This is a genomic window from Caballeronia sp. EK, assembly GCF_014384845.1.
In the GTDB taxonomy this organism is placed as follows: Bacteria; Pseudomonadota; Gammaproteobacteria; order Burkholderiales; family Burkholderiaceae; genus Caballeronia; species Caballeronia jiangsuensis.
The window spans coordinates 159,121-166,749 of sequence record NZ_JACSUE010000013.1 but is presented as its reverse complement, the minus strand read 5'-3'; the positions used below and the strand labels follow the sequence as shown (position 1 = coordinate 166,749).

The 7,629-nt window shown below is 62.1% G+C and carries 11 protein-coding genes; 3 read left to right on the top strand and 8 right to left on the bottom strand.

The annotated features are described in order from the left end of the window. Window positions 1-179: 179 nt before the first annotated feature. Both IAG25_RS31705 and IAG25_RS31700 read left to right on the top strand, forming a co-directional pair. A complete protein-coding gene (locus IAG25_RS31705) occupies window positions 180-326 on the top strand; it encodes a hypothetical protein (protein WP_187608359.1) in 147 nt (48 codons plus the stop codon). Between the two features lie 122 nt (window positions 327-448). After that, the gene (locus IAG25_RS31700; RefSeq protein ID WP_187608358.1) at window positions 449-781 is read left to right on the top strand and encodes an H-NS family nucleoid-associated regulatory protein; all 333 of its coding nucleotides are present in this window, start codon (window positions 449-451) and stop codon (window positions 779-781) included. Between the two features lie 164 nt (window positions 782-945). Here the strand turns inward: IAG25_RS31700 and IAG25_RS31695 are convergent, their stop codons facing one another. The 4 genes from IAG25_RS31695 to IAG25_RS31680 all read right to left on the bottom strand — a co-directional run bounded on the left by IAG25_RS31695 (window position 946) and on the right by IAG25_RS31680 (window position 2,685). After that, window positions 946-1,368, bottom strand: a complete 423-nt coding sequence (locus IAG25_RS31695; RefSeq protein ID WP_187608357.1) for a PIN domain-containing protein — start codon at window positions 1,366-1,368, stop codon at window positions 946-948. Next, a complete protein-coding gene (locus IAG25_RS31690) occupies window positions 1,365-1,607 on the bottom strand; it encodes an AbrB/MazE/SpoVT family DNA-binding domain-containing protein (protein WP_187608356.1) in 243 nt (80 codons plus the stop codon). The genes IAG25_RS31695 and IAG25_RS31690 overlap by 4 nt, the downstream gene beginning before the upstream one ends. Window positions 1,608-2,104: 497 nt before the next feature. Next, window positions 2,105-2,419 carry a type II toxin-antitoxin system RelE/ParE family toxin gene (locus tag IAG25_RS31685; RefSeq protein ID WP_187608355.1) on the bottom strand — a complete coding sequence of 105 codons (315 nt, stop codon included), beginning with the start codon at window positions 2,417-2,419 and terminating at the stop codon, window positions 2,105-2,107. After that, on the bottom strand, window positions 2,416-2,685 hold the full coding sequence (locus IAG25_RS31680; protein WP_074171510.1) for a type II toxin-antitoxin system ParD family antitoxin: 270 nt from the start codon (window positions 2,683-2,685) through the stop codon (window positions 2,416-2,418). Before IAG25_RS31680 ends, IAG25_RS31685 begins: the two co-directional genes overlap by 4 nt. 195 nt (window positions 2,686-2,880) lie before the next feature. Here IAG25_RS31680 and IAG25_RS41230 point away from each other — a divergent pair, with 195 nt between their 5' ends. After that, on the top strand, window positions 2,881-3,162 hold the full coding sequence (locus tag IAG25_RS41230; RefSeq protein ID WP_255504085.1) for a LysR family transcriptional regulator: 282 nt from the start codon (window positions 2,881-2,883) through the stop codon (window positions 3,160-3,162). A gap of 10 nt (window positions 3,163-3,172) precedes the next feature. Here the strand turns inward: IAG25_RS41230 and IAG25_RS31675 are convergent, their stop codons facing one another. From IAG25_RS31675 to rbsK, 4 genes are read right to left on the bottom strand one after another with little or no spacing between them, the layout of a single operon-like run. Then, window positions 3,173-4,240 (bottom strand): LacI family DNA-binding transcriptional regulator, encoded by a 1,068-nt coding sequence (locus tag IAG25_RS31675; protein ID WP_187608354.1) that lies wholly within the window; start codon window positions 4,238-4,240, stop codon window positions 3,173-3,175. 27 nt (window positions 4,241-4,267) lie between these two features. Next, window positions 4,268-5,230: a dihydrodipicolinate synthase family protein gene (locus IAG25_RS31670; RefSeq protein WP_187608353.1), complete on the bottom strand. Its 963-nt coding sequence runs from the start codon at window positions 5,228-5,230 to the stop codon at window positions 4,268-4,270. A 25-nt stretch (window positions 5,231-5,255) separates the two neighbouring features. Further along, window positions 5,256-6,575: an MFS transporter gene (locus IAG25_RS31665; RefSeq protein ID WP_187608352.1), complete on the bottom strand. Its 1,320-nt coding sequence runs from the start codon at window positions 6,573-6,575 to the stop codon at window positions 5,256-5,258. Window positions 6,576-6,627: 52 nt separating this feature from the next. Next, window positions 6,628-7,494 carry a ribokinase gene (gene rbsK, locus IAG25_RS31660; RefSeq protein WP_187608374.1) on the bottom strand — a complete coding sequence of 289 codons (867 nt, stop codon included), beginning with the start codon at window positions 7,492-7,494 and terminating at the stop codon, window positions 6,628-6,630. Window positions 7,495-7,629: the final 135 nt, after the last annotated feature.

Sequence of the window (7,629 nt, the reverse complement as noted above, 5' to 3'; positions counted from 1 at the left end):
GTGTGGCCGAGAAGCTGCACGCAGCGGCAAGTTCACCACATCAAGATATCTAGCCGCTCCACCTGAGGCAATCCTGCGCCCAGGCGCGCACGCCTCTACACACGGCCTAGGCGAGCCGCTTACGCTCCACGGTCAGCTCCAGACAGAGCAATCGCCGGCGGGTGGGTGAGGCCAGCGTCATGGATCTCGTGATCGAGCTTCGCAGGCGGCTGGACGGCGTGGACGCCCTGCTCGCGCTAAGCGAACTGCCGACCCGCGTACAGGCCGCCGCCGGGCAACTGAGCGAAGCGGCAAAATCCTACGTGAGTGCTGTCCAGCGTCTGTAAGGCGTTATGCGGGGCGGCAATGAAAATATTAAGGTGGCCGGCGGGCGCGCACAGAGCAAGCGAGCAACTGCGGGTTCACGATTTACATCGCAACCCTGGCAAAACCCTTACAGGAATTTCTTATGGACGAAAGAAAGCGAGACAGCATGATTGTGTATCTCCGCCACCGCATGGATGACTTCGGCATTAGCCCTAATGACCTCGCTTCCTTCCTGGGGACCAAGCCTGCCGGACCCGATATGGGTCGCTACGGTAGCGCGGGCGGTGATACCTGGAGCGGCGACGGCGAGATGCCGCAATGGCTCAAACAGGCCACTAGCGCGGGACAATCCATCAGGCACTTCGAACTTCCGATCGGGACGCACGTCTGGACAGCAAGTCAAGCTGAGGCGGACTGGGCAAACGACCCTTTCGCCGGAAGCCCGCTCGCGGGAGCTCGCCATGCCAGGCCGTAGCCTTCAGGAATCCGGATCCTAAGACGCCCCATCTTAGTCACTGCGCTGACCGGCACAGACAGCCGTGGATTGCGCGCCTAGGCACCGAGTGGCCCGCCGCGCGAGCGATCGGTGGCCCGTCGGGAATGTTTTCCTCGATACCGATCGAACCTTCTTTGGTGTGTTCAAAGAAAGGGATTAATCACGGTCAATCGGTCGAAAATGACTTGACCGTGGTGCATGTCCTCGCTGTAGAGAACTTCACAATCGTTGAGCAGCGCGAACGCGATAATGCAAGAGTCACAGAACCTAAATCTGTAGTGCGCTGCGACGCGGCGTGCTTCTTTGTGAACTTCGAGAGTCAGCGGCACGACTTCGCAAAGCACCTCGACATCTTCCAGAATGCTCTCGATTTCCGGCCACGGAAGGCCCATTTTCCGGCTCATCACGAGCGTGACCTCATTCATCACCTGAGTGCTGATGACTGGTTTCGACTTCTCGCCAGCCACTAACTCCTCAGCCTTGTCAGCCTTCGCAGCATCGTTAGAAAACAAATAGACGATGACATTGCTATCGACGGCAAATCGGTTTGGCGCCGCGACTGTCATTCGGAGCTATCCCGTTCACTGAGCGATTCCCGATCGAACTTGAAGTCCGCAGGGAGTCGTCCCCGATATTGCCGCAGGCGCTCGATACGTTGTGCAACGGTCGGCTTTCTCATCACCGAAAATGCGCCGGAGTTGTGAGCGTAAATCTCGATATCGTCTCCCTCCTTCAAATCGAGGGCGTCGACGACGCTCGCAGGCAGTCGCACCGCAAGACTGTTACCCCATTTTGCGACCTGCATGATCAGCTCCTTGGATACACGTAGGGACAATTGTATATCCAGACGCGTGTTTCCTCAAGTTGGACGATTTGTGTGGATCGCTGGGCGATCGATTGCCGTATGCCAACGCCACGCGCACCAAATGCCGTTCGACCGACGCGAACTTGGCCGACTCGTCCAACTCCGCGAGGTCGATAGCCAAGAATTTCTGGGCCGCTTGCCTTCAAATATCGGATCAAACTTTGCCCTCCGCGGCCGCAGACTTCAAACCGCGTCGCGTAAAGTTGCGATCAATCATCGCTTGTCGTGTGCCCTAGCCTCAGATGGATTCAGCTGTATCAAATCGCTGCGTCGAGTACGTTCGAGAATCAATGGATCTGGTTTGCCGTTTTCAATTCCGCTCCATGTATTTCGACGTACGAATGATCATGTTACTTATGTAAAATCACGACCGTTTTCGCTTACCGAGATACGTGAGTTCACGGACTTTTGAAGGATGACGGGCATGAGAGCGTGCTTTACTGGTCTTCATCAAGGGTAAGCGCCGCCTCGTAATCTTGGCCTCCGTAGAAGACACCAACGATCGAAACGACCTCTTTCTCCACCGTATAGGCGATGATGGTCCGCTTGCGGAAATGAGTGACTCGAAGTCCGGGCAGCAAATCGTCACGTGCGACACCGCGCGCTGGGAATGTCTGGAGCTTCACGCAGAAATCGACGATCGAATCAACGTATCGTTCGGCCGTCATCGGAGCGCCCGCGTTTGCGATGCGCTCTTCAATGCTCTGCAGCTGATCGAGCGCTTCGGGCGCAAACTGAACGCGCCAATTCATTCGTGGCGCGTGCGAGATTTTTTCAGTTCGGCACGTACCTGGTCTGCTGATAGTGCACGGCTTGGATCGTCCCGAAGTGCTTGCGCTGCAGGAACGACTTCGTTTCGTAACCATGCTTCAACGGCACGGTCACGCTCGCGGAGCACGCGAAGCGCGTCTCGCAGCACCTCGCTGTCAGACGCGTAGTCGCCGCTTGCGACCTTTGTGCGGACGAATTCGGCCATCTCGTTGGGTAAAGTGATGCTCATCTGCTGCGTTGTTCTCATGGCAGCCTCCGGTCAGTAGGATTTAATCCTACTCGTTTCCGCCCTCGCCTGCAACGATCCCTGCCCAGCAGAAACCTGCTCGCCCACCCTCCTACGGCTCTGCCAAAAAAAGGGGCAATACTATTTATGTCAAATTCTGCGTCGAAGCATTCGATTATAAGAGGTCAGCCATTCGCTTGCGAGGTAAGCATCATCTTGCCGGTCGACACACCCGCCCTATGGCACGCGCTAGTCGTCACGACGAATTCCATCGCGATTCTCAATGAGTTTGTGAAGTCGGACCTCGGAATTACGTGTCGACCGGACGTTCGCCGTGACGACGGAGATCGCCGCCGGGGAATTGTTCGCAATCGAAATCAGCTATCCGCTGTTGGAAAAGCCGAGGCGCATCCGATCAAGCGGGTTGGGCGCAAGCTCTCGCTGGCATCGAACAAGATGCTGCAGATGATGCCGGCGCAAATGCGGGACTCTCAGTGAAGTCCCGCCTCTAGGCAGGACGCGGCCCGGTCGATTCGCGCACCTGAAGCAACGCGCGCACTTCATGTCCACACGCTGCCTGCTTGCCGTCGAGCGCGTCGAGCAGATGTTGCGCCGCGAGCCTGCCGATCTCGGCGGTATCGACGCGCATGGTCGTCAGCGCGGGACGCATTTCCCGCGCGATCGCGAGGTCGTCGAAACCTGTTATCGACAATTCGCCCGGAATCGCGATTCCCAAATCTTCCGCCTCGCGCAGCACGCCGAGCGCGATGTGGTCGTTACCGCAGACGATCGCAGTCGGCCGCTCGCCGGGCGCTTCCCAGATCGCGCGCAGGCTGCGCCGCCCGAATCCGATCGTCGATTCGCCTTCGAGCATGTGTTCCGGCCGCACCGCGAGGCCGTTGCGTTCGAGCGCCGCGCGGATGCCCGCGACGCGCGCCTGCACGCGGTCGTTGTCGCGCGTCTGCTGGATGCAGACGGCGAACGAGCGGTGTCCGAGCCCGATCAGATGTTCCGTGAGTTCGACATACGCCTTGTGATTGTCGAAGCCGATGCAGTCGTGTGGGCTGCCCTCGCGATACGCATACGTGACCGCATACGGCACGCGATAGAGCCGCAAGGCGTCGAACAGTTCGGCCGGATGCGCCTCGCCGACGATCGCCATCGCTTCGACTCCGCGCGCGAGCATCGCACGAACCTGCATGAGTGCCTGCGCCGGATCGTAGTTTGAGCAGCCGAGCACGAGCGTGATGCCGCGCGCCGCGAACGCCGCCTGCATGCCGCTGACCTGCGAGGCGAACACCTGGTCGTCGAGCGTCGGAATGATGATGCCCGCGATGTGGCTGCGCGTCGAAGCGAGCGCGCGTCCCGCCGCGTTCGGGAACCAGTTGAGCGTCAGCGCTGCATGTTCGACGCGCTCGCGCACGCTCTCGGACACCTTGTCGGGCTCGTTGTAGACGCGCGAGACGGTCGCCGTCGATACCCCCGCGAGCTTCGCCACGTCGGAAAGCACGGTGCGGCCCGTATTGCGGCGGGCGCGTGGCACGGCAGGCGTCGAGGGGTCAATGGAGCGAGACATCGGAATCAGAAGTGGGCGGGCACGCCATCATACCGTCGCGGATTTTCCACCGCCGCCGAGCGCCGCGATGCGCGCGCGAAAATGCTCGGTGCCGGCGACGATCTTGTCGAGCACCGCGTCGAGCGCCCAGAAGCGCTCACGCACGTCGTAGTCGATCACGCGGCAGCGAATCGAGTCGAACGTGCAGATGCGCTGATGGTAGATCTTGGCGAGCGCCGGATAGCCGAGCGATTCCGACACGGCCGCGAGCACGAGAAACGTCGACAGTTCCTCAGCGAGCGCCGGGTCCTGCGCCGAATCGTTGCGCAGCCACTTGTAGAGATCCGGGTGAAAGTTCGTGAATACGCCGTTGAAGCCCGCCGAGCCGGCTTTCATCGCGTCCCACGCGATCGCCGCGTTGGCGTTCAGGACCTTCAGCGGCGAACCCTGCGCCATCGCGACGCGCCGCTTGACGGTATCGAGATCGCAGCTCACGTCCTTTAGCATGATGAAGCGGCCGGTATCGATGCACATCTTCAGTTCGTCGTCGGAAAGCAGGCGGCGGTAGGGCGCCGGGCATTCGTAAAGACCGAGCGGAATGTCCGACGGAAGGCGCGCCAGCAGGCGTTTCAGGTTCGCCGAGAAAACCTCCGTCCCTTCGCGCTTCGGATCGAGCCGGTTCGTTACAAGCACGATGCCTTGTGCGCCCGTCGATGCCGCGACGCCGAGTTCTTCCGCTTGCGCGTCCGGATCGTCGCTGATGTGGCCGGAAACCACGACGGGAATGCGCCCCGCCACCTTCTCGACGACGAAGCGTCCGAGTTCACCGCGCTCGGCGAGGCTCAGGAACTGCATCTCGCTCGACTGCGCGACGGCGAAAAGCGCGTCCGAGCCGTGCGCGATGTACCACTCGATCAGGCGTTCAAGTCCGGCGTAGTCGATCGCGCCGGACCCGTCGAACGGGGTCAGCATCACGGGCACGATGCCTTCGATTTGGGTAGCGGTCATCATGGTTTTGTCTCGAATAAGGGGGGTATCAGGCCGGGGCCCGGACGGTATCGGTGTGGGTCGGCTTGTCCTCGATCGGCTTCCTCACGAACAGCAGGTAGCTCATCGCCCCGACGAACGCGATGCCCGCCGCCGTCAGCAGCGCCGGGACGAACGACCAGGTCTGCGCGATGTAGCCGGTCAGGATCGGCGCGAGCGCGCCGCCGAGGAAGCCGCCGAAGTTCTGAATCGCGCCGAGCGAGCCGACGCGGTTCGGCGGCGCGGCGGCCGTCGCGAGCGCCCACGAACTGGCGGACGCGGCATTGGCCAGGAAAATCACCACCGAGATGCACACGATCGCGATCGTATTGCTCTCGACGAGTGCTGCCGGAATCGTGAACGCGACCATGCCGAGCATCGCGATCACCACCGAGTTGCGGCGGCTCCCGACCGGATTCGCGCTGCGGCTCGTAATCAGATCGGAGAACCAGCCGGCCGTGAGCGAGCCGAGGAAGCCGCAAAAGAACGGAATCGATGCCGCGACGCCCGTATGCATCAGGCTCATGTGGCGTTCCATCGTCAGGTAGCCGGGCAGCCAGGTGAGATAAACCCAGTTCAGGTAGACCGAGCCGAAGAAGCCGATCAGCATGCCCCACGTCGTGCCGTGCGAAAACAGCGACCGCCATTCGGCGAAAGTGAGCGAAGGCGCGGGCTTGCGGTCGAGTTCGTCGCCTTCGAGATAGTGGCGCTCTGCCTCGGTCATCGTGGCTTTCACGGGATCGCGGTACACGGCGAGCCACACGACCGCGACAACGAGGCCGGCGATGCCCGTCACGATGAAGGCCCAGCGCCAGTGGAAATTGACGACCAGGATCGAGAGGCAGAGCGGCGCGAGTGCCGTGCCGAGCGGCGACGCCGAGTTGAAGATGCCGGTCGGCTTGCCGCGTGCGCGCAGCGGGAACCAGTTGCTGACGACGCGCGCCGCCGACGGAAACTGCGGCGCCTCGCCGATGCCGAGCACGATCCGCGCGAGGATGAACCAGCCGAAGGTCGAGACGAAGCCGCCTGACGCCTGCGCGAGCGACCAGACGATCAGGCCGATGCCGAGCAATTTGCGCGGTCCGACGCGATCGACGAGCCCGCCCACCGGCAACTGGAAGAGCGCGTAGCTCCATGAGAACGCGGAGAGCAGCAGCCCCATCTGTCCGAGCGAGAGGCCGAGGTCGGAGCGGATCAGCGGATTGGCGACAGCGAGCGTCCCGCGGTCCAGATAGTTGACGATGCCGCTCACCATCAGCAACGTGAGCGCCACGATCTGGGCGCGGCGAATTCGCGGCGGGGCCTGCTCGTGGCTGGGGGTTGCGCTCATGATCGTTGTCTCCGTTTCATGTCTTGGGTGAACGGCTGCACTGATGCGTGTGTCACACGGCCAGAGGCTGCGCGTCGACTTCGGCGCGCGTGGGAATCGAGGTCTGCGCGCTGCGGCGCATCACGCTGAGCGCGGCGGCCTGCTGCGCGAAGGCGATCGTGCTCGCAAAGGTGTCGCCGGCGGCTGTGGTGTCCACCGCATCGACGCGGGGTGCCACCATGTGCGCCTCGCCGTCAGTGCCTGCGTACCAGACGCCGCCTGCGCCGAGCGTCACGATGACGGTGCGCGCGCCTTCGGTGCGCAAAGCGTCGGCGGCGCGGCAGGCGGTGGCGGCGTCGCTCACGGCGATGCCGGTCAGCACGTGCGCCTCGGTCTCGTTGACGATCAGGAAATCGATTTGCGCGTACAGGTCGCCCGGCAGCGGCTGCGCAGGCGCCGGGTTGAGCAGAACCGTCGTGCCGTGGCGCACGGCGGTGTCAATTGCGCGACGGACCGCGTCGAGCGGGATTTCGAGCTGGCAGATCAGCATGCCGGCATCGGCGATCAAATGGGCCGCCGCGTCGATGAGCTCGGGCGTGAGCTGCCCGTTCGCGCCAGGCGCGACGACGATCGTGTTCGCGCCATCGGCGGCGACCGTAATCATCGCGATGCCGCTCGGTATGGCGGGCAACCGGTGCACATGTGCAATGTCGATGCGATCGTTCGCCAGGCTGTCCGACAGGGTCGTGCCGACGGCATCGTCGCCGACGCATCCGATCATCGCCACCGATGCACCGAGGCGTGCCGCCGCGATTGCCTGATTGGCGCCCTTGCCGCCGGGGCAAGTTTCGAAGCCGTCGCCAATCAGGGTCTCGCCCGAGGCCGGCAAGCGGGCGGCGCGCACGACGAGATCCATGTTTGTGCTTCCGGCGACAACGATATTTTCTCGGGTGGCGTTGCTCAATTGGCTACCTCATTTGCCTTCGTTAGCGCTTACATTTCGACATTTAGAAATGATCGACAGGTTCATATTTTTTAGATATTGCCTTCCAAAGTCACGTGTTAGCGCTTACAT